The 21,499-nt window shown below is 60.2% G+C and carries 23 protein-coding genes; all 23 read left to right on the top strand.

Translation table 11 applies throughout. The annotated features are described in order from the left end of the window. Positions 1-110: 110 nt before the first annotated feature. The 23 genes from fliE to PSEUDOMOFG3G_RS18650 all read left to right on the top strand — a co-directional run bounded on the left by fliE (position 111) and on the right by PSEUDOMOFG3G_RS18650 (position 21,486). Positions 111-437, top strand: coding sequence for a flagellar hook-basal body complex protein FliE (fliE, locus tag PSEUDOMOFG3G_RS18760; RefSeq protein ID WP_047226246.1), 327 nt, complete (start codon positions 111-113; stop codon positions 435-437). A 15-nt stretch (positions 438-452) separates the two neighbouring features. Beyond that, entirely contained in the window at positions 453-2,237 is a 1,785-nt protein-coding gene (fliF, locus tag PSEUDOMOFG3G_RS18755) for a flagellar basal-body MS-ring/collar protein FliF (protein ID WP_047226247.1), read from the top strand. Next, entirely contained in the window at positions 2,230-3,249 is a 1,020-nt protein-coding gene (gene fliG / locus PSEUDOMOFG3G_RS18750; RefSeq protein ID WP_003199086.1) for a flagellar motor switch protein FliG, read from the top strand. The genes fliF and fliG overlap by 8 nt, the downstream gene beginning before the upstream one ends. Positions 3,250-3,256: 7 nt before the next feature. Then, positions 3,257-4,102, top strand: coding sequence for a flagellar assembly protein FliH (gene fliH / locus PSEUDOMOFG3G_RS18745; protein WP_139050818.1), 846 nt, complete (start codon positions 3,257-3,259; stop codon positions 4,100-4,102). After that, positions 4,092-5,450, top strand: a complete 1,359-nt coding sequence (gene fliI / locus PSEUDOMOFG3G_RS18740; protein WP_047226249.1) for a flagellar protein export ATPase FliI — start codon at positions 4,092-4,094, stop codon at positions 5,448-5,450. The genes fliH and fliI overlap by 11 nt, the downstream gene beginning before the upstream one ends. A gap of 6 nt (positions 5,451-5,456) precedes the next feature. Beyond that, a complete protein-coding gene (fliJ, locus tag PSEUDOMOFG3G_RS18735; RefSeq protein WP_047226250.1) occupies positions 5,457-5,906 on the top strand; it encodes a flagellar export protein FliJ in 450 nt (149 codons plus the stop codon). 102 nt (positions 5,907-6,008) lie between these two features. Beyond that, on the top strand, positions 6,009-6,404 hold the full coding sequence (locus PSEUDOMOFG3G_RS18730) for an STAS domain-containing protein (RefSeq protein WP_331717220.1): 396 nt from the start codon (positions 6,009-6,011) through the stop codon (positions 6,402-6,404). A gap of 9 nt (positions 6,405-6,413) precedes the next feature. Next, positions 6,414-8,120, top strand: coding sequence for a fused response regulator/phosphatase (locus PSEUDOMOFG3G_RS18725; protein WP_047226251.1), 1,707 nt, complete (start codon positions 6,414-6,416; stop codon positions 8,118-8,120). Between the two features lie 31 nt (positions 8,121-8,151). Continuing rightward, on the top strand, positions 8,152-8,496 hold the full coding sequence (locus PSEUDOMOFG3G_RS18720) for an Hpt domain-containing protein (protein ID WP_092458410.1): 345 nt from the start codon (positions 8,152-8,154) through the stop codon (positions 8,494-8,496). 88 nt (positions 8,497-8,584) lie between these two features. Next, the gene (locus PSEUDOMOFG3G_RS18715; protein ID WP_139050817.1) at positions 8,585-9,952 is read left to right on the top strand and encodes a flagellar hook-length control protein FliK; all 1,368 of its coding nucleotides are present in this window, start codon (positions 8,585-8,587) and stop codon (positions 9,950-9,952) included. A 234-nt stretch (positions 9,953-10,186) separates the two neighbouring features. Further along, positions 10,187-10,690 (top strand): flagellar basal body-associated protein FliL, encoded by a 504-nt coding sequence (fliL, locus tag PSEUDOMOFG3G_RS18710; RefSeq protein WP_139050816.1) that lies wholly within the window; start codon positions 10,187-10,189, stop codon positions 10,688-10,690. Between the two features lie 9 nt (positions 10,691-10,699). Beyond that, the gene (gene fliM / locus PSEUDOMOFG3G_RS18705; RefSeq protein ID WP_003184019.1) at positions 10,700-11,668 is read left to right on the top strand and encodes a flagellar motor switch protein FliM; all 969 of its coding nucleotides are present in this window, start codon (positions 10,700-10,702) and stop codon (positions 11,666-11,668) included. Between the two features lie 54 nt (positions 11,669-11,722). Further along, the gene (fliN, locus tag PSEUDOMOFG3G_RS18700; RefSeq protein ID WP_047226255.1) at positions 11,723-12,181 is read left to right on the top strand and encodes a flagellar motor switch protein FliN; all 459 of its coding nucleotides are present in this window, start codon (positions 11,723-11,725) and stop codon (positions 12,179-12,181) included. Beyond that, positions 12,182-12,619 carry a flagellar biosynthetic protein FliO gene (gene fliO, locus PSEUDOMOFG3G_RS18695; protein ID WP_139050815.1) on the top strand — a complete coding sequence of 146 codons (438 nt, stop codon included), beginning with the start codon at positions 12,182-12,184 and terminating at the stop codon, positions 12,617-12,619. After that, the gene (gene fliP / locus PSEUDOMOFG3G_RS18690) at positions 12,619-13,368 is read left to right on the top strand and encodes a flagellar type III secretion system pore protein FliP (protein WP_047226257.1); all 750 of its coding nucleotides are present in this window, start codon (positions 12,619-12,621) and stop codon (positions 13,366-13,368) included. The genes fliO and fliP overlap by 1 nt, the downstream gene beginning before the upstream one ends. Positions 13,369-13,392: 24 nt before the next feature. Then, entirely contained in the window at positions 13,393-13,662 is a 270-nt protein-coding gene (fliQ, locus tag PSEUDOMOFG3G_RS18685) for a flagellar biosynthesis protein FliQ (protein ID WP_047226258.1), read from the top strand. A gap of 3 nt (positions 13,663-13,665) precedes the next feature. After that, a complete protein-coding gene (fliR, locus tag PSEUDOMOFG3G_RS18680) occupies positions 13,666-14,448 on the top strand; it encodes a flagellar biosynthetic protein FliR (RefSeq protein WP_047226259.1) in 783 nt (260 codons plus the stop codon). Positions 14,449-14,451: 3 nt separating this feature from the next. Then, complete coding sequence (flhB, locus tag PSEUDOMOFG3G_RS18675) at positions 14,452-15,588, top strand: flagellar biosynthesis protein FlhB (RefSeq protein WP_047226260.1); 1,137 nt, start codon at positions 14,452-14,454, stop codon at positions 15,586-15,588. A gap of 181 nt (positions 15,589-15,769) precedes the next feature. Then, positions 15,770-17,899, top strand: a complete 2,130-nt coding sequence (flhA, locus tag PSEUDOMOFG3G_RS18670) for a flagellar biosynthesis protein FlhA (protein WP_047226414.1) — start codon at positions 15,770-15,772, stop codon at positions 17,897-17,899. Positions 17,900-17,910: 11 nt separating this feature from the next. Then, positions 17,911-19,260, top strand: coding sequence for a flagellar biosynthesis protein FlhF (gene flhF / locus PSEUDOMOFG3G_RS18665; protein ID WP_047226261.1), 1,350 nt, complete (start codon positions 17,911-17,913; stop codon positions 19,258-19,260). Between the two features lie 117 nt (positions 19,261-19,377). Next, on the top strand, positions 19,378-20,208 hold the full coding sequence (fleN, locus tag PSEUDOMOFG3G_RS18660) for a flagellar synthesis regulator FleN (protein WP_003184001.1): 831 nt from the start codon (positions 19,378-19,380) through the stop codon (positions 20,206-20,208). After that, entirely contained in the window at positions 20,205-20,948 is a 744-nt protein-coding gene (gene fliA / locus PSEUDOMOFG3G_RS18655) for an RNA polymerase sigma factor FliA (protein ID WP_003184000.1), read from the top strand. The genes fleN and fliA overlap by 4 nt, the downstream gene beginning before the upstream one ends. Before the next feature lie 166 nt (positions 20,949-21,114). Then, positions 21,115-21,486, top strand: a complete 372-nt coding sequence (locus PSEUDOMOFG3G_RS18650) for a chemotaxis response regulator CheY (protein WP_003183998.1) — start codon at positions 21,115-21,117, stop codon at positions 21,484-21,486. Positions 21,487-21,499 lie beyond the last annotated feature (13 nt).

Below are 21,499 nucleotides of genomic sequence, written 5' to 3'. Positions count from 1 at the left end.
CCCACATGCATTTGTTTTTTACGGTCACGGAGCTGGCACCCTTGTTGCTAATACCTGTGTACCCGCTGAGTAAGTGTCAAAAAAATGCGGGCCGCCAGAGAGAGTAGACCATGAGCCAAGGTATTGAATTTAATCGGTTGATGCTGGACATGCGGGCCATGCAAATGGACGCCATGGCACAGCCTAAGTCGGTCGCGGTCCCGGAAGTGGGCGCCAGCAGTTTTTCCGACATGCTCGGTCAGGCCGTCAATAAAGTGAACGATACCCAGCAGGCATCGAGTCAGTTGGCCAGTGCTTTCGAGATTGGCAAAAGTGGCGTCGATCTGACGGACGTGATGATCTCTTCGCAGAAAGCCAGTGTCTCGTTTCAGGCGTTGACCCAGGTTCGTAACAAGCTGGTTCAAGCCTACCAAGACATCATGCAGATGCCGGTCTAAGGAAATTATTGAGTCATGGCAGAAGCAGTCGCTGATAACGTTCCGGCCAAGGCCACTCCGCCCGACGGCAAACCGCCGCTGTTCGGTCTGTCCTTCCTGGAAAACCTCTCCGAGATGACCATGCTGCGTCAGGTGGGCCTGTTGGTCGGCCTGGCTGCCAGCGTGGCGATCGGGTTTGCCGTGGTGCTGTGGTCCCAGCAGCCAGACTACCGTCCTTTGTACGGCAGTCTGGAGGGCATGGACGCCAAGCAAGTCATGGAAACCCTGGCTGCCGCCGACATTCCTTATACCGTCGAACCCAATTCCGGCGCCTTGCTGGTCAAGGCCGACGACGTGGCGCGCGCGCGCCTCAAGCTCGCCGCTGCTGGCGTAACGCCCACCGATGGCAATATCGGTTTCGAGATCCTCGACAAGGACCAGGGCCTGGGTACCAGCCAGTTCATGGAGGCGACCCGTTATCGTCGCGGCCTTGAAGGCGAATTGGCGCGCACCATTGCCAGCCTGAACAACGTCAAGGGTGCCCGTGTGCACCTGGCGATTCCAAAAAGCTCGGTGTTTGTGCGCGATGAGCGCAAGCCAAGCGCCTCGGTACTGGTTGAACTGTATTCCGGTCGCTCTTTGGAGCCCAGCCAAGTCGTGGCCATCGTCAATCTGGTGGCTACCAGTGTTCCCGAGTTGAGCAAGTCCCAGATCACCGTGGTCGACCAGAAGGGCAACCTGTTGTCCGATCAGGCGGAGAACTCTGCTCTGACCATGGCCGGCAAGCAATTCGACTACAGCCGTCGCATGGAAGGCATGCTGACTCAGCGTGTGCACAACATCCTGCAACCGATCCTGGGTAACGACCGCTACAAGGCCGAGGTGTCGGCCGATGTGGATTTCAGCTCCGTCGAATCGACGTCCGAACAGTTCAACCCCGATCAACCGGCGTTGCGCAGCGAACAGTCGGTGAACGAGCAACGCACCGCCAGCAATGGCCCGCAAGGCGTGCCTGGTGCGCTTAGCAACCAACCGCCGTCGCCGGCCAGCGCGCCCCAGACCACCGGTGGTGCCACTGCGGCCGCTGGCATGGTGCAACCGGGCCAGCCGCTGATCGACGCCAACGGCCAACAGATCATGGACCCGGCCACCGGTCAGCCGATGCTGGCGCCATACCCGGCCGACAAGCGCCAACAATCGACCAAGAACTTCGAACTCGACCGCTCCATCAGCCACACCAAGCAGCAACAGGGCCGTTTGAATCGCCTGTCGGTGGCGGTGGTGGTGGACGATCAGGTCAAGATCAACCCGGCCAATGGCGAAACCAGCCGTGCGCCGTGGAGTGCCGACGAACTGGCGCGGTTCACTCGCCTGGTGCAGGACGCGGTCGGTTTCGACGCCAGCCGTGGCGACAGCGTGAGTGTGATCAACGTGCCGTTCTCCCAGGAGCGCGGCGAAGAAATCGCCGACATTCCATTTTATTCGCAACCCTGGTTCTGGGATGTGGTCAAGCAAGTATTGGGTGTGCTGTTCATCCTGATCCTGGTGTTCGGCGTGCTGCGTCCGGTGCTCAACAACATTACCGGTGGCGGCAAGAACAAGCAGTTGGCTGGCTTGGGTGATGTAGAGCTGGGAGGCATGGGCGGCCTGGATGGCGAATTGGCCAATGATCGCGTCAGCCTCGGTGGGCCGCAGAGCATTCTGCTGCCAAGTCCGAGTGAAGGCTATGACGCTCAGTTGAACGCTATCAAGAGTCTGGTGGCAGAAGACCCGGGTCGTGTGGCCCAGGTCGTGAAAGAGTGGATTAACGCAGATGAGTGATAATCGAGCCGCTGTTGCCAAATTGTCCCGGGTCGACAAAGCCGCGATTTTGCTGCTGTCCCTGGGGTCGACCGACGCCGCCCAAGTGTTGCGTCACATGGGGCCCAAGGAGGTCCAGCGCGTGGGCGTGGCCATGGCGCAGATGGGCAACGTGCACCGTGAGCAGGTCGAACAGGTGATGAGCGAGTTCGTCGACATCGTCGGCGACCAGACCAGCCTGGGCGTCGGATCTGACGACTACGTGCGCAAAATGCTCACCCAGGCCCTGGGCGAGGACAAGGCCAATGGCCTGATCGACCGGATTCTGCTGGGCGGCAATACCAGCGGCCTGGACAGCCTCAAGTGGATGGAGCCGCGCGCGGTGGCTGACGTGATTCGTTACGAGCACCCGCAGATCCAGGCGATCGTGGTGGCTTACCTCGACCCGGACCAGGCCGGTGAAGTGCTGGGCAACTTCGATCATAAGGTGCGCCTGGACATCATCCTGCGGGTATCGTCGCTCAATACCGTGCAGCCGGCGGCCCTGAAAGAATTGAACCAGATTCTCGAGAAGCAGTTCTCGGGTAACTCCAATGCCTCGCGCACCACTCTGGGTGGCATCAAGCGCGCGGCGGACATCATGAACTTCCTCGACAGTTCGATCGAAGGCCAGCTCATGGACTCGATCCGCGAGTTCGACGAAGACCTGTCCGGTCAGATCGAAGACCTCATGTTCGTGTTCAACAACCTGTCCGATGTCGACGATCGCGGCATTCAGGCGCTGTTGCGCGAAGTGTCCTCCGACGTCCTGGTACTGGCCCTCAAGGGGTCGGACGAAGGCGTCAAGGAAAAGATCTTCAAGAACATGTCCAAACGGGCGGCCGAACTGTTGCGCGACGATCTCGAGGCCAAGGGCCCGGTACGTGTCAGCGACGTGGAAACCGCACAAAAGGAAATCCTCACCATCGCCCGCCGTATGGCCGAAGCCGGAGAGATCGTGCTCGGTGGCAAGGGCGGCGAAGAGATGATCTAAGGTCGTTATGTCTGCCAAGAGTGATGGTTCACCCAGCGACCTGATCCGCGCTCGGGACGTCGGTGGTTTTGACGTCTGGTCGCTGCCCAGCTTCGATCCCCACGTGCCCGAGCCTGAGCCTGAGCCCGAGGAAGAACTGCCGGAAATGGAGGAGGTGCCGCTGGAAGAAGTCCAGCCACTGACCCTCGAAGAAGTCGAAAGCATTCGTCAGGAGGCCTACAACGAAGGCTTCGCCATTGGTGAAAAAGAAGGTTTCCATAGCACCACGCTCAAGGTTCGCCAGGAAGCCGACGTAGCGCTGACAGCCAAGCTCCGCGCGCTGGAATCGCTGATGCTCAACCTGTTCGAGCCCATCGCCGAGCAGGACACTCAGATCGAGAAGTCCCTGGTCGGGCTGGTGCAGCACATCACTCGACAAGTGATCCAGCGGGAACTGGCCATTGATTCGAGCCAGATCGAACACGTCATGCGCGAAGCCCTCAAGCTTTTGCCGTTGGGCGTGGGCAATGTGCGGCTGTACATCAATCCTCAGGATTTCGAACTGGTCAAGGCGCTGCGTGAGCGTCATGAAGAAACCTGGCGCATCGTCGAGGACGAATCCCTGCTGCCGGGCGGTTGCCGTGTGGAAACCGAGCACAGCCGCATTGATGCGACCATCGAAACCCGCATCAGCCAGATCATGGCCAAGCTCTTCGACCAGTTGCACGAACAGGCACTGCACCCGGCTGCTGCCGACCTGAGCCTGGAATTGCCGGACGAGCCCCAGGTTGACACCTCTATTGATCCAGACGCCGCAGAGTCGGATGCTCTTGAACTCAGTCCCCCTGAACTGGACGGCCGCGATGCGCCTTGAGCGAACCAGCTTCGGCAAGCGCCTGGGCAGCTACGCCGAGGCCACCGAGCTGGCCGGGCAGCCGATCCTGGAAGGTCGCTTGCTGCGCATGGTTGGCCTGACCCTCGAAGCCGAGGGCCTGCGTGCCGCCATGGGCAGTCGCTGCATGGTGATCAACGACGACAGTTATCACCCGGTCCAGGTCGAAGCCGAAGTCATGGGCTTCTCCGGCAGCAAGGTCTTTCTGATGCCGGTGGGCAGCGTAGCCGGCATCGCACCTGGCGCGCGGGTTGTGCCTTTGGCTGACACCGGTCGGCTGCCCATGGGCATGAGCATGCTCGGACGGGTGCTGGACGGCGCCGGGCGTGCCCTGGACGGCAAGGGCGGCATGAAGGCCGAGGATTGGGTGCCGATGGACGGCCCGACGATCAACCCCCTCAAGCGCGACCCCATCAGCGTGCCGCTGGACGTGGGCATTCGTTGCATCAACGGTTTGTTGACGGTCGGGCGCGGTCAGCGTCTGGGCCTGTTTGCCGGTACGGGGGTGGGCAAGAGTGTGCTGCTGGGCATGATGACCCGATTCACCGAGGCGGACATTATCGTGGTCGGGCTGATCGGCGAACGGGGCCGCGAGGTGAAGGAGTTCATCGAGCACATCCTCGGCGAAGAGGGCCTCAAGCGATCAGTGGTCGTGGCTTCGCCAGCCGATGATGCGCCGTTGATGCGCCTGCGGGCCGCCATGTACTGCACGCGAATCGCCGAGTATTTCCGCGACAAGGGTAAGAATGTCCTGCTGCTGATGGACTCGTTGACCCGTTTCGCCCAGGCCCAGCGGGAAATCGCCCTGGCCATCGGCGAACCGCCGGCCACCAAGGGCTATCCACCCTCGGTATTCGCCAAGTTGCCCAAGCTGGTTGAGCGCGCCGGTAATGCGGAAAAGGGCGGCGGTTCGATCACGGCGTTCTATACCGTGCTGTCCGAAGGCGACGATCAGCAGGATCCCATTGCCGACTCGGCCCGTGGCGTGCTCGACGGTCACATCGTGTTGTCCCGGCGTCTGGCCGAAGAAGGGCACTATCCGGCCATCGACATCGAGGCGTCCATTAGTCGGGTCATGCCGTCGGTCATCAGCGCCGAGCACCTCAAGCGTGCCCAACAGTTCAAGCAATACTGGTCGCGCTATCAGCAAAGCCGCGATCTGATCAGCGTCGGTGCCTACGTGCCCGGCGGTGATCGTGAGACCGATACCGCCATCAATCTCTATCCGGCAATGGCGGTCTATCTGCGCCAGAGCCTGAACGACAACATCGGCATGGGCGCCAGCGAGGCGCACCTGCAGAGCATCTTCACTCCGGTCGCCGGCGGATAACCGGCCATGGCCACGAGTCGTGCGGCGCGTCTGGCGCCCGTGGTGGAGATGGCGGAAAAAGCCGAAAAAACCGCCGTCCAGCGTCTGGCATATTTCCAGGGGCAGGTGGCCGTCGCCGAAAGCAAACTGGCGGACCTGGAAAACTTCCGTCTCGAATACCAGGAGCAGTGGATCGCCCGTGGCAGCCATGGGGTTTCCGGCCAATGGTTGCTGGGTTACCAGGGCTTTCTTGCGCAATTGGGCACCGCCATTGACCAGCAGCGCCAGAGTCTGGTCTGGCACCAGAACAACCTGGAAAAGGCTCGCCAGAGTTGGCAGGAGGCTTTCGCCCGGGTCGAAGGGCTGCGCAAACTCGTACAGCGTTATATCGACGAAGCGCGGCGATTGGAGGACAGGCGCGAGCAAAAACTGCTGGATGAATTGTCCCAGCGTCTGCCGCGTCAGGATCCGTATTGATCATCGGGCCGGGATTTTGAGAGGGAAGTGTTCCAAACCTTGCTCAGACTTCTACCAGGTGCTAAACCTTGTACACGTATGTCCATGACAAGGAAGCCGAACATGTCAGTCGTTACCGAAGTATCCCCCGATGGGCAAAAGCTGACGATCTCGATCAAGGGTCGTTTCGATTTTGGGCGGCATCAGGAGTTTCGCGAGTCTTACGAGCGGCTCAACAAAAAGCCCGAATCCATTGTGGTGGACTTGAAAGAAGCCACTTATCTCGACAGTTCCGCCTTGGGCATGCTCCTGCTGCTACGCGATCATGCCGGCGGCGAAGATTCGGATATCCGGATCGTGAACAGCAACAGTGACGTCAAGAAAATCCTCGCGATCTCCAACTTCGACAAGCTGTTCGATATCTATCCGAAAGAAGAAGCAGGGAAAGACAGCTCGGGAGAAAAAGACAAGCCACAGGCAGGCCATCTCCAGGACAAACTTCATCCCGGAAAAGCTTGACCGGCAGCCATGTTGTCCGACCTCGAACCGCTGACGGTCCTGATTGCCGAAGACAGTGCCGCTGACCGACTGCTGCTGTCGACTATTGTCCGTCGTCAGGGCCATCACGTGCTCACCGCGGCTGACGGTGCCGAAGCGGTGGACATCTATATCCAGCAGCGTCCGCACCTGGTGCTGATGGATGCGATGATGCCGGTGATGGATGGTTTCGAGGCGGCGCAAAAGATCAAGCAACTGGCCGGGGAGCAGTTGGTTCCGATCATCTTTCTCACCTCGTTGACCGAAAGCGAAGCCTTGGCCCGATGTCTGGAAGCCGGGGGTGACGATTTTCTGGCCAAGCCGTATAACCAGGTCATCCTGGCCGCCAAGATCAAGGCCATGGACCGCTTGCGTCGGTTGCAGGCCACTGTCGTGGAACAGCGTGACCAGATATCCCGGCACCATGACTACCTGCTCAACGAGCAGCGCGTGGCCAAGGCCGTGTTCGACAAGATCGCCCATTCCGGCTGTCTGAGCGCACCGAACATCCGTTACCTGCAATCCCCTTACGCCCTGTTCAACGGCGATCTGCTGCTGGCCGCATTCAACCCGGCGGGCGATATGCACATCCTGCTGGGGGATTTCACCGGACACGGTTTGCCGGCCGCTGTCGGCGCGATGCCGCTGGCGGAGGTGTTCTACGGCATGACCGCCAAAGGTTATGGCCTGGCGCAGATCCTGCGGGAGATGAATGCCAAGCTCAAGCGCATCCTGCCGGTGGACATGTTCTGTTGCGCGACCCTGTTATGCCTGAGTTTCCAGCGCTGCACGGTGGAAGTCTGGAACGGCGGCATGCCCGATGGTTACCTGCATGACAGCCTCAGCGGTGTGCGCACGCCATTGCCAGCGCGGCACCTGCCGCTGGGCGTGCTCACTCCCCAGTTGTTCGATGACCGCACTGAAGTACACCCCATGTCGCTGGGTGACCGGGTATTCCTGCTGTCCGATGGCGTGATCGACACCGCTGACGACAATGAGCAGCTGTTTGGCGTGGAGCGTTTGCAACAGGTCTTTTCGGCCAATCGTGAGCCCGACTGTCTTTTCGAAGACATCCAGCAAGCCTTGCGGGACTTTCGCGGCGAGCCGCGGGACGACTTCAGCATGGTCGAGGTGCGCTTGGTCGCGCCGACGCAACTCAACCCGCCACCGCCGGTCTATTCCGATAGCGGCCAGTCCAGTCCCCTGGACTGGTCGATGAGTTTCGAGTTTCGCGCGCAGACGCTCAGGCGGTTCAACCCGATGCCGTACCTGTTGCAGCTGTTGCTTGAGGTTCATGGGCTCAGGGCTCAGAGTGGCGCTCTTTACAGCGTGCTGTCGGAGCTCTACTCCAATGCGCTGGACCATGGCGTATTGGGGCTCGATTCGAGTCTCAAGCGCGACGCGTCGGGTTTCGCCCGTTACTACAGCGAGCGCAACCAGCGCCTGGATGAATTGAACAGCGGTCACGTCCGGGTTCATGTGCACGTCACGCCTCACGGTGACGGTGGTCGTCTGGTCATTGAAGTCGAAGACAGTGGCCAGGGGTTCGATGTCGCCCGGGTGTTGGCACGACCTGCGGACAGTAACCGGTTGTCGGGGCGCGGCGTGAGCCTGGTGCGTCAGTTGAGCCATCAGGCCTGCTGGTCCGACGATGGTCGTAGTGCACGCGTGGAGTTTTTCTGGGAGGCTCTGGCATAATCGGCGCCATTCTTGATCAGGGAGCGAACAAGTGAGTGAGATTCATCTGGACCGCGACGTACTGAGTACGTTGAAGGAAGTCATGGAGGACGGGTATCTGGAGCTGCTGGATACCTTTCTTAACGATTCCGAAGCACGCCTGCGTGTGCTGCATGAGGCTCGGGACGCGGAAAAGCTCAGTGCCACGGCCCACAGCTTCAAGGGCAGCAGCAGCAACATGGGCGCCATCCGCCTGGCAGAACTGTGCGGCGAACTGGAGCAACGTGCCAAACAGCCGTCGTTAGGCGGGATTGAAAAGCTGGTCAGCGAAATCGACAGTGAATTCGCCCACGTTCGCAAGCTTTGCAGGGAAGAGCGTGAAGGGTTCCACTGCTGAGATTCGAGCATTGCCAATAGGTTGGCCCGTCCCTTGCATTGTCCTCTCTCGACTGTACCTATGATTCCAGTGCAGCGGAGACCTTTTTATGCCCGTAACGCCCAATACACTGCTTCAGGCCACCCCGCAGGCCAAGCCTCAGGCCGCCGTCAATTCACCGGCAGCGGCCCCTGAGTTCGGGAATAAAGCCTCCAGCTTCGCCCAGGTCTTCGCCCGCCAGGCCCCCGCCAAGTCGTCGACGGCCCCCGAGCCATCGGTTAAACAGGTACGCGACCAGGCTTCTGATAACACCGTCAAAAAAGACGAAGGCAACGAAACGGCTGCCGCCTCCGAGACGACGGTTGCCGATAGCGGCAAATCCTTGCCCGCCGACAAACCGTCAACGGCCGATGACAAGGTGGCCAGTGATGACGGTGCCGACACGACTGAAACCCCAGTGGCGGAAGTTGATTCTGACGATCCGGCTGTGGACCCCGCGCTGCTGCCGGATATGATCGCAACGGTTGTCGCAACCGAGGCAGAACCCGCCCCCGTGGTGGCCACGACGACGCCTCAAGTCGCCGCTGCGGCGGCGCCGGTTGCTCCATTGGCCACAGCGGCCCAGGCTTCGGTGGCGGTCGATCCTGAGTTCGATCCGGCGGCCGATCCGCTCGATGCATTGCCTGCCTTGCGCCTGGCGATGGAGCAGAGCGGCCATGTTTCCGCTGCCAGCCAGGCGCAGTCCAAGACACCTGCCCCTGCATCGCTTGACGGTGAGCCGACATCGGCCCAAACCTTTGCCGCTGGCATGGCAAGCATGCTCACCGTCCAGGCTGACCAGAACAGTACTGGCCCCGGCAGCCAAGGCGGTGAAAAGGCATTTGGCGGCTTGATCAATGAGGGCCTCAAGGATCTGACCGCTGCTTCCAGCGATACTCGCGTGGATGACTTCGCCAACCGTCTGGCAGCGCTAACCCAGGCCGCCACGCCAAAAACCGCCAATGCGATACCGGTCAACCAGCCTATCGCCATGAATCAGAGCGGCTGGACCGAAGAAGTGGTCAATCGGGTGATGTACCTGTCGAGTGTCAACCTCAAGGCGGCCGATATCCAGTTGCAGCCGGCCGAACTCGGTCGTCTGGATATTCGGGTGAACATGGTTCCGGATCAGCAGACCCAAGTGACGTTCATGAGCGCTCATTCCGGCGTTCGCGAAGCGCTCGAAGGTCAGATGCATCGCCTGCGCGACAGTTTTGCCCAGCAGGGCATGGGCCAGGTCGACGTCAGCGTGTCCGACCAATCCCGTGGCTCCCAAGGGCAGGAACAGCAAGCGCAGCAACAGGCTCAGGCTGGGCGCACAACATCGTCCGGCGGGCGGGTGGATTCGGTAGAGGAAGACCTGCCAGCCAGCATTGCTGAAGTAGCAGCCACCGCCACCAGCGTGATCGGCACCAGCGCGGTCGATTTCTACGCCTGACCCCAAGATGCCCCCAATGTGGGAGCGAGCCTGCTCGCGATAGCGGAGTGTCAGTCACCCATTTGGGGGACTGATCCATCGCTATCGCGAGCAGGCTCGCTCCCACATTGGTTTTATGGCGTTCTGCAGATTGCATCCCAATCGTGATCCTTGTGCCCCGACACTTCTGGCATAACACTTGCTCCTGCCTTGCCGTGCAACAGTGAAAACCCCGATTAGTGACGGATTATTGGCATGGCGAAGAGCGAAGCAGCAGCTGTAAAGGACCCGGCAACCAAGGGCAAAATCAAGCTGATCATCTTGATCGTGGTGGGCTTGCTCCTGGCCATTGGGGTCTCTGTGGGGGCGACCTGGTATTTCATGCACAACGCTCAAAGCAAGCCGGCCGTGGCGGTCGAAGCCGCGCCAGTGGGCAAGCAGCCGGCGATTTTCGAGCCGATGGCGCCCGCTTTCGTGACCAACTACACCCAGAACGGCCGCCAACGCTACATGCAGGTCAGTATCACCCTGTTGGGCCGCAATCAGGCTGATCTGGAAGCGCTGCGGGTGCACATGCCACTGATCCGCAATAACCTGGTGATGCTCTTTTCCGGACAGAATTTCGACACCCTGGCCACGCCCGTCGGCCAGGAAATGCTGCGTCAGAAAGCCACGGCCAGCGTGCAGGAAGTGGCTCAGAAAGAGCTCGGCAAAGTGGTGATCGAACAGTTGCTCTTCACTAACTTCGTATTGCAGTAGGAACCCGACATGGCCGTGCAGGACCTGTTGTCCCAGGATGAAATCGACGCGCTGTTGCATGGTGTCGACGATGGCCTGGTGCAGACCGAAAACGCTGCTGAGCCGGGCAGCGTCAAAAGCTACGACCTGACCAGCCAGGATCGCATCGTTCGCGGACGGATGCCGACCCTGGAAATGATCAACGAGCGTTTCGCCCGATACACCCGCATCAGCATGTTCAACATGCTGCGCCGTTCGGCCGATGTGGCCGTCGGTGGCGTGCAGGTGATGAAGTTCGGTGAATACGTGCACTCGCTGTATGTACCCACCAGCCTCAACCTGGTGAAGATCAAGCCGTTGCGCGGCACAGCGCTGTTCATCCTTGACGCCAAACTGGTGTTCAAGCTGGTGGACAACTTCTTCGGCGGTGACGGTCGTCACGCCAAGATCGAAGGGCGTGAATTCACCCCGACCGAGCTGCGGGTAGTGCGCATGGTGCTGGAGCAGGCCTTTGTCGATCTGAAGGAGGCCTGGCAGGCGATCATGGAAGTGAACTTCGAGTACATCAACTCGGAAGTGAACCCGGCCATGGCCAACATCGTCGGCCCGAGCGAAGCCATTGTGGTTTCGACCTTCCACATCGAGCTCGATGGCGGTGGTGGCGATCTGCACGTGACCATGCCGTACTCGATGATCGAGCCGGTACGGGAAATGCTCGACGCCGGCTTCCAGTCGGATCTCGACGATCAGGACGAGCGCTGGATCAATGCTTTGCGTCAGGATGTGCTGGATGTCGACGTGCCGATCGGCGCGACGGTTGCCCGGCGTCAGCTGCGCCTGCGGGACATCCTGCATATGCAGCCGGGGGACATTATTCCTGTCGAGATGCCTGAAGACATGATCATGCGCGCCAACGGTGTACCGGCCTTCAAGGTCAAGATGGGCTCTCACAAAGGCAACCTGGCGTTGCAGGTGATCGAGCCGATCGAACGCCGCTGAGCGGTGTCGAATCCTTACGTTTTTAACTGAATTTTTGCCCGCCGAGGACAAATGATGGCTGACGATATGAACACCCAGGATGACCAGGCGCTGGCCGACGAGTGGGCTGCGGCCCTGGAAGAAACCGGCGACGCCGGGCAGGCCGACATTGACGCTTTGCTGGCGGCCGACACTGGCGCTCACGCCTCCAACCGCCTGCCGATGGAAGAGTTTGGCAGCGTGCCCAGAAGCAACGAACAGGTGACGCTGGACGGGCCGAACCTGGACGTGATTCTCGACATCCCGGTGTCGATTTCCATGGAAGTGGGCAGCACCGACATCAACATCCGCAATCTGCTGCAGCTTAACCAGGGCTCGGTGATCGAGCTGGATCGCCTGGCTGGCGAGCCGTTGGATGTACTGGTCAACGGCACGCTGATCGCCCATGGCGAGGTAGTGGTGGTCAACGAGAAGTTCGGCATTCGCCTGACGGACGTGATCAGCCCGAGCGAACGCATCAAGAAGTTGCGCTGAGTGAAAGGTTTTTTCGCCGCAGCCTTGATGCTGCCATTCAGAGTGCTGGCGGCCGAACCGGTAGCCACCGTAGCGGCTGCGCCGGCGGCGGGTAGCGGGATCGCCGGGCAACTGGCGCAATTGGTGCTCGGTCTGCTGCTGGTGCTGGGGTTGATCTTCTTCCTGGCCTGGTTGCTGCGGCGTGTGCAGCAGGCGGGGCCAGCCGGCAAGGGGCAGGTCATCGACATCGTCGGTTCCCGCGCGCTTGGCCCGCGGGACCGGCTGGTGCTGGTTCAGGTTGGCAACGAGCAGATTCTGCTGGGGCTGAGCCCGGGCACCATTACTGCATTGCATGTTCTCAAGGAGCCGGTGCAGGTGCCTGCCACCGACCAGGCCACCCCCGAGTTTGCCCAGCGTCTCATGGAACTGTTGGGTAAAGATCAGAAGGATAAAAAGTAATGCCATTGCGCATTCTGTTGGCGGTGGTCCTGATGCTGGCCGCGCCGTTGGTGCTTGCCGCCGATCCACTGTCGATCCCGGCAATTACCTTGGGCACCAACGCCGAAGGAGCTCAGGAGTATTCGGTCAGCCTGCAGATCCTGCTGATCATGACCGCGCTGAGTTTCATCCCGGCGTTCGTCATGCTGATGACCAGTTTCACTCGGATCATTATCGTCTTTTCGATCCTGCGCCAGGCCCTGGGCTTGCAGCAGACGCCGTCGAATCAGATTCTTACCGGCATGGCGCTGTTCTTGACGATGTTCATCATGGCACCGGTCTTCGACCGGGTGAACCAGGATGCGCTGCAGCCCTATCTGGCGGAAACCATCACCGCCCAAGACGCGGTGGCCAAGGCTGAAGTGCCGATCAAGGATTTCATGCTGGCCCAGACCCGCACCAGCGACCTGGAACTGTTCATGCGCCTGTCCAAGCGCACTGACATTGCCAGCCCGGATCAAGCGCCGCTGACCATCCTGGTGCCGGCGTTCGTGACGTCCGAGCTCAAGACCGCGTTCCAGATTGGTTTCATGATTTTCATCCCGTTCCTGATCATCGACCTGGTGGTCGCCAGTGTGCTCATGGCCATGGGTATGATGATGCTGTCGCCATTGATCATTTCCCTGCCGTTCAAGATCATGCTGTTCGTGCTCGTGGACGGCTGGGCCCTGATCATCGGCACCCTGGCGGGCAGTTTCGGCGGTGTTTAGGCCATTTGTGCGGGTAGCAAGAATATGACGCCTGAAGTAGCGGTAGACCTGTTCCGCGAAGCGCTCTGGCTGACGACCATGATGGTCGCCGTGCTGGTGATACCCAGCCTGCTGGTGGGCTTGCTGGTGGCGATGTTCCAGGCCGCGACCCAGATCAACGAACAGACCCTCAGCTTCCTGCCGCGCCTGCTGGTGATGCTGGTGACGTTGATCGTCGCCGGTCCCTGGCTGGTGCAAACTTTCATGGAATACATCCTGCAGCTTTACGGCAGTATTCCGCAGTTGATCGGCTGACCGATGTCGATGCTCGAACTGACGGATACCCAGATCAGTACCTGGGTGGCGTCATTTATCCTGCCGCTGTTTCGTGTCACCGCGGTGCTGATGAGCATGCCGGTGTTTGGCACTACCCTTGTGCCGACCCGCGTACGGCTGTATTTCGCCCTGGCGATTACGGTGGTCATCGCGCCAGGGTTGCCGCCTATGCCGCCGGTCAACGCTCTGGACCTCAGTGCATTGATGCTGGTGGCCGAGCAGATTCTGATTGGCGTCTTGATGGGCTTTTCGCTGCAGCTGTTTTTCCAGGCGTTTGTGGTGGCCGGGCAAATCATTTCGATCCAGATGGGCATGGCGTTCGCCTCCATGGTCGACCCCACCAACGGCGTGAACAGCGCTGTGATCGGGCAGTTCCTGACGATGCTGGTGACCCTGCTGTTTCTGGCCATGAACGGGCACTTGGTGGTGTTTGAGGTGTTGACCGAGAGCTTCACCACATTGCCGGTGGGCAGCGCGATGCTGGTCAATCATTTCTGGGACATCGCCGGCAAGCTTGGCTGGGTTCTAGGGGCGGCGATGGTGTTGGTATTGCCCGCGATTACCGCGTTGCTGGTGGTCAATATTGCCTTTGGCGTGATGACCCGGGCGGCGCCGCAGTTGAACATTTTCTCCATTGGCTTTCCGTTGACCCTGGTGCTGGGCCTGGTGATTTTCTGGATCAGCCTGGGGGATCTTCTCAATCAGTACCAGCCGCTGGCGACCCAGGCCCTGCAGCTGTTACGCGACATGGCACAGGCGCGCTGAACCATGGCCGAAAGCGAGAGTGGGCAGGACAAGACAGAAGACCCCACGGAGAAGCGCAAGAAGGAGTCTCGGGACAAGGGCGAGATTGCGCGCTCCAAGGAGCTCAATACCCTGGCGGTGATGTTGGCCGGGGCGGGCGGTCTGTTGATTTATGGCGGCGGGCTGGCCCTGGATCTGCTGGAAATCATGCGCCTGAATTTTTCCTTGCCCCGCGAGGTACTGCTCAGTCCCGGTGCCATGGGGCAATACCTGCTGCACTCCGGCAAGATCGCGATCCTGGCCGTGCAACCGGTCCTGATCTTTCTGCTGTTGGCGGCCATTATTGGCCCGATTTCCCTGGGGGGCTGGCTGTTTGCCGGTAAGAGCCTGGCGCCCAAGTTCAGTCGGATGAACCCGGCCAACGGCCTCAAGCGAATGTTTTCCAGCACGGCGCTGATGGAGTTGCTCAAGGCGCTTGGGAAGTTTTTCCTGATCCTGTTTGTCGCGCTGACGGTACTGCAGGCCGATATCGACGACTTGCTGCGCATCGCCCATGAACCCTTGGAGCAGGCGATTATCCACAGCGTGCAGCTGGTGGGCTGGAGTACCTTGTGGATGGCTTGCGGCTTGATTCTGATCGCCGCCATCGACGTGCCGATCCAGCTGTATCAGAGCAAGCAGAAGCTGATGATGACCAAGCAGGAGATCCGCGACGAGCATAAGGACCAGGAGGGCAAGCCGGAGGTCAAGCAACGGATTCGCCAGTTGCAGCGTGAAGTGTCCCAGCGCCGGATGATGGCGGCGATCCCGGATGCCGACGTGGTCATCACCAACCCGACTCACTACGCCGTGGCACTCAAGTACGACCCCGATAAAGGCAATGCTCCGGTGTTGCTGGCCAAGGGCAGTGATTTCCTGGCGCTGAAAATCCGCGAGATTGCCGTAGCCAACGAAGTGATGCTGCTCGAATCCCCCGCGTTGGCGCGATCGATTTACTACTCCACCGAACTCGACCAGGAAATCCCCGGAGGCCTGTACCTGGCCGTGGCCCAGGTGTTGGCCTACGTCTATCAGATCCGTCAACACCGCGCCGGCAAGGGCAAGCGCCCCGAGCCTCTCAAGGATTTGCCGATTCCACCGGATTTGCGCCGCGACTCCTGATTCGGGCCTGCGTTGATTGCGCTCGGATGCAGAACCAGTGGGAGCGAGCCTCGATTGCATACGGCGCCTTGGCTAGCGCCTCTATTTCAGCCTCTGACAAAAGTTGGAAGGCTTCTTGCAATACCCCGTCTACGCCCGTTCCGGGCGTCAAAAGTTTGCTTCACAGGAACGGGGATTATTGGTGGATCGCTCTCAGTTATTCAACACCGCGCGCAACAACGTAGCCGACCTCAGCCGGGGTAATCTGGGCGTGCCGTTGTTGCTGCTGGTCATGCTCGCCATGATGATGCTGCCGGTGCCACCGTTTCTGCTGGACGTGTTCTTCACGTTCAACATCGCTTTGTCCATCGTTGTACTGCTGGTGTGTGTGTACGCATTGCGGCCACTGGATTTCGCGGTGTTCCCGACCATTCTGCTGGTGGCGACGCTGATGCGCCTGGCGCTCAACGTGGCGTCCACCCGGGTGGTGATGATCCACGGGCATGAAGGCCACGCCGCTGCCGGTAAGGTGATCCAGGCCTTCGGTGAAGTGGTGATCGGCGGAAACTACGTGGTGGGTATCGTCGTCTTCGCCATTTTGATGATCATCAACTTTGTCGTGGTGACCAAGGGTGCCGGACGGATTTCCGAGGTGAGCGCGCGTTTCACCCTCGATGCAATGCCCGGCAAGCAAATGGCAATCGACGCCGACCTCAACGCTGGCCTGATCGATCAGGGCCAGGCCAAGGCCCGTCGTCTGGAAGTGGCCCAGGAAGCCGAGTTCTATGGCTCCATGGACGGTGCCAGTAAATTCGTGCGCGGCGATGCCATCGCCGGCCTGCTGATCCTCTTCATCAACCTGATCGGCGGTATGGCTGTCGGTATCTTCCAGCACGGCATGACATTCGGCGATGCCGGCAAGGTTTACGCGCTGTTAACCATTGGTGACGGTTTGGTGGCGCAATTGCCATCACTGTTGTTATCCACAGCTGCCGCGATCATGGTGACCCGTGCGTCCGGCTCCGAAGACATGGGTAAGCAGATCGGCCGGCAGATGTTTGCATCGCCCAAGGCGTTGGCCGTTGCAGCCGGACTGATGGCCGTGATGGGCCTGGTCCCCGGGATGCCCCATTTCTCGTTTCTGAGCATGGCCGCATTGGCGGCGGGTGGCGCCTACCTGTTCTGGAAGAAACAGAACGTACAAAAGGTTCAGGCCCTGCAGGAGGTCAAGCGTCAGCAGGAACTGTTGCCGTCGCCGGCTCGTGCCATGGAAACCAAGGAGCTGGGCTGGGACGACGTGACGCCGATCGACATGATCGGCCTGGAAGTCGGTTACCGTCTGATCCCCTTGGTGGACCGCAATCAGGGTGGTCAATTGCTCGCGCGGATCAAGGGTGTGCGCAAGAAGCTGTCCCAGGACCTGGGCTTTTTGATGCCCACTGTACATATTCGTGACAACCTCGATCTGGCGCCAAGTGCCTATCGCTTGACGCTGATGGGGGTGATCCTGGCCGAAGCCGAGATTTACCCGGACCGTGAACTGGCGATCAACCCGGGACAGGTCTACGGTTCGCTCAACGGCATTACCGCCAAGGATCCGGCTTTTGGTCTGGAAGCGGTATGGATCGAAATCAGCCAGCGGGCCCAGGCCCAGTCCCTTGGCTATACCGTGGTGGACGCCAGTACCGTGGTCGCGACCCACTTGAACCAGATTCTGTACAAGCACTCCAGCGAGCTGATCGGTCACGAAGAAGTCCAGCAATTGCTGCAAGTGCTGGCCAAAGGCTCGCCGAAGCTGGCCGAAGAGCTGGTGCCTGGCGTGGTTTCGTTGTCGCAATTGCTCAAGGTGTTGCAGGCGCTGTTGGCTGAGCAGGTGCCGGTGCGCGACATTCGCAGCATTGCCGAGGCTATCGCCAACAACGCTTCCAAGAGTCAAGATACCGCCGCTCTGGTGGCTGCGGTGCGGGTTGGCGTATCCCGCGCAATCGTCCAAAGCATTGTAGGCACTGAGTCGGAGCTGCCTGTGATCACGTTGGAGCCAAGGTTGGAACAGATATTGCTCAATAGTCTGCAGAAGGCAGGACAAGGCTCGGAAGAGGGCGTTCTGCTGGAGCCAAGCATGGCCGAGAAGCTGCAGCGTTCGCTGATCGATGCAGCCCAGCGGCAGGAGATGCAAGGCCAACCGGTGATCCTGCTGGTGGCCGGTCCGATTCGCGCGATGCTTTCGCGATTCGGGCGCCTCGCGGTCCCGGGGTTGCATGTGCTGGCGTACCAGGAAATACCGGACAACAAGCAAGTGACCATCGTTGCGACAGTAGGGCCCAACGGCTGAGGTAGTGGTTTATGCAAGTGAAGCGTTTTTTCGCCGCCGATATGCGTCAGGCCATGAAGCTGGTTCGTGACGAGCTGGGCGCTGAAGCCGCCATCATCGGCAACCGTCGGATCGCCGGCGGTGTCGAGCTGACGGCGGCTCTGGATTACAAATTGTCGGCGCTGGCCCCACGTGTTCCCAACATGGAACTCGAGGATGAGCTGCGCAAGACCCAGTCGCGCATCGCCAGTGCCCAGGCCGAATTGAGCTTGCGCAGCAGTGACGGCGAAGCCAGCGCGGGCACCAATCGTCAATTGTTCGCCGGCCAGCCTCTGACCGCCGGATTGCCGTTGACCGCTGCTGAGCCACTGGTCGAGCAGGCCAAGGCCGAGCCGCGTCGTCCGGCGCCGGTTCAGGCTGCCTCAGGCGGTGGCGTCGACCCGCGCGCCCTGGACTCGATGCGCTTCGAACTCAACAGCCTGCGTGAACTGATGGAAGTTCAGCTCGGCTCCCTGGCCTGGAACCAGTTGCAAGGCAACCGTCCGGCCCAGGCAAACCTGTGGCGTCGCCTGCAACGTATCGGCCTGTCCGGTCCGTTGTCCCGCGACCTGCTGGCGCTGATCAACGATATCGAAGAACCTCGTCAGGCCTGGCGCATGTTGCTGGCGCACCTGGCGCGGATGATCGCCACGCCGGAAGTCGAGCCTCTCGAAGAAGGTGGCGTCATTGCCATGGTCGGCCCGGCCGGCATGGGCAAGACCACCACCCTGGCCAAGCTCGCGGCGCGTTATGTACTCAAGTACGGCGCCCAGAGCATCGCCCTGGTGAGCATGGACAGTTTCCGTATCGGTGCCCAGGAACAACTCAAGACCCTTGGCCGGATCCTCAATGTGTCGGTGACCCATGTGGATCCGGGCCAATCCCTGGCCCAGGCGCTGGAACCGCTGTTGCGCAAGCGCGTCGTGCTGATCGATACCGCCGGCCTGCAAGCCAGCGATCCGGCCCTACGCATGCAGCTTGAAAGCCTGGCCGGGCGTGGGATCCGGTCAAAAAATTATCTCGTGTTGGCAACCACCAGCCAGAAACAGGTTCTAACCGCCGCATACCACAGCTACAAACGCTGCGGGCTGGCCGGCTGCATCCTGACTAAGCTGGACGAAACGGCAAGCCTGGGCGAGGTGTTGAGCCTGGCGATCGGTCATGATTTACCGGTGGCCTACCTGACCGACGGGCCGCGGATCCCGGATGATTTGCATCTGCCGCGCCGTCATCAACTGGTCAGTCGTGCCGTGAGTGTGCAAATGCAGGAAGAACCCAGCGAAGAAGCCATGGCTGATATGTTCGCTGATATCTACCACAGCCCGACCAAGCAGGTCGGCTGAGGTAATCATGAATATTTTTTGTACCTACATCGATGGTCTGCCATGCATTGTTCCTTCATGCGAGCGCGCAGCCAGTAATGTGGCCTCCGTCTAAGTAAGACAAGGTAAAGAACGAACATGGGCAGCATGCATCCCGTACAGGTGATCGCGGTGACCGGCGGCAAAGGTGGCGTCGGCAAGACTAACGTGTCAGTGAACTTGTCCCTGGCTCTGGCAGAGCTTGGCCGACGGGTCATGCTGCTGGACGCCGACCTGGGCCTGGCGAACGTCGACGTGCTGCTGGGGCTCACGCCCAAGCGCACGCTGGCGGACGTGATAGAGGGCCGCTGCGAACTGCGCGACGTGCTGCTGCAAGGGCCGGGCGGGATTCGCATCGTGCCGGCTGCCTCGGGCACCCAGAGCATGGTTCACCTGACCCCGGCTCAACACGCCGGCCTGATCCAGGCCTTCAGCGACATCGGTGACAACCTCGATGTGCTGGTGATCGACACCGCTGCCGGTATCGGTGATTCGGTCGTCAGTTTCGTACGCGCTGCCCAGGAAGTCTTGCTGGTGGTCTGCGACGAACCGACGTCCATCACCGACGCCTATGCCCTGATCAAGTTATTGAACCGTGACTACGGCATGAACCGCTTCCGCGTCCTGGCCAACATGGCCCAGAGCCCGCAGGAAGGTCGCAACCTGTTCGCCAAGTTGACAAAGGTCACGGATCGTTTCCTGGACGTCGCCCTACAATACGTCGGCGCTGTGCCCTACGACGAAAGCGTACGCAAGGCCGTCCAGAAGCAACGTGCGGTTTATGAAGCCTTTCCCCGTTCCAAATGCGCACTGGCGTTCAAGGCTATTGCCCAGAAGGTTGATACCTGGCCACTGCCAGCCAACCCTCGCGGGCATCTGGAGTTTTTCGTCGAGCGTCTCGTGCAACAAACAGCAGGGCCCGTGTTATGACAGCCAGCGGTTACAACCATCTCTACAAGAAATCGGCACGGGACGCCCAGTACGAATTGATTGAGCGATACGCGCCTCTGGTCAAGCGTATCGCCTATCACTTGCTGGCGCGGTTGCCGGCCAGTGTCCAGGTTGAAGACCTGATCCAGGCGGGCATGATCGGCCTGCTCGAAGTGTCGAACAAATACGACGCGAGCAAGGGCGCCAGTTTCGAGACCTATGCCGGTATTCGCATTCGCGGGGCGATGCTCGATGAAGTCCGTAAGGGTGATTGGGCGCCGCGTTCGGTGCATCGCAATACCCGCATGGTCAGTGACGCCATTCGCGCCATTGAAGCTAAAACCGGGCGTGACGCTAAAGATCACGAGGTTGCGGCCGAACTCCAATTGAGTCTCGATGATTATTACGGGATTTTGAACGATACCTTGGGCAGTCGCCTGTTCAGTTTCGACGACCTGCTGCAGGACGGCGAACACGAAGGGCTGCACGAGGACGGCGCGAGTGCTCACATGGAGCCATCGCGTGACCTGGAAGATGAGCGTTTCCAGAGCGCGCTGGCGGATGCGATTGCCAATTTGCCGGAGCGTGAGCGACTGGTCTTGGCGCTGTACTACGACGAAGAGCTGAACCTCAAGGAAATCGGTGAGGTCCTGGGTGTCAGCGAATCGCGGGTCAGCCAGTTACACAGCCAGTGCGCGGCCCGTTTGCGGGGGCGTTTGGGGGAGTGGCGAGCGCGCTGACAGCAGTGTGGGGACACTGCGAACGAGGCTGGCCTGGCATGTGCTGAGCCAGTCTTCCTCTGTTGTCCTCCAGACCGTTGTCGAGTGTTGTGCCGGATTGATTGAAATGGCGCGTTCAGGTGCTGGGCGCGTTTAAGACTGCTTGGAGGTCGAATTGGACAAGAACATGAAAATCCTCATCGTTGATGACTTCTCAACGATGCGGCGGATCATAAAAAACCTGTTGCGTGACCTTGGGTTCACCAACACGGTCGAGGCCGACGATGGCACCACTGCCATTCCGGTTCTCAACAGCGGAAGCATCGACTTTCTGGTGACTGACTGGAACATGCCCGGCATGACCGGTATCGACTTGCTGCGCCATGTGCGCGCCGACGAAAAACTCAAGCACCTTCCGGTGCTGATGGTCACTGCCGAAGCCAAGCGCGAGCAGATCATCGAAGCGGCCCAGGCCGGTGTGAACGGCTACGTGGTCAAACCCTTCACGGCCCAGGCGTTGAAAGAGAAGATCGAAAAAATCTTCGAACGCATCGGTTAACGGCGCCACGGGG

The organism is Pseudomonas sp. FG-3G (assembly GCF_901007645.1).
Lineage (GTDB): Bacteria > Pseudomonadota > Gammaproteobacteria > Pseudomonadales > Pseudomonadaceae > Aquipseudomonas > Aquipseudomonas rhizophila.
This window is presented reverse-complemented; position numbering and strand designations above follow the sequence as displayed.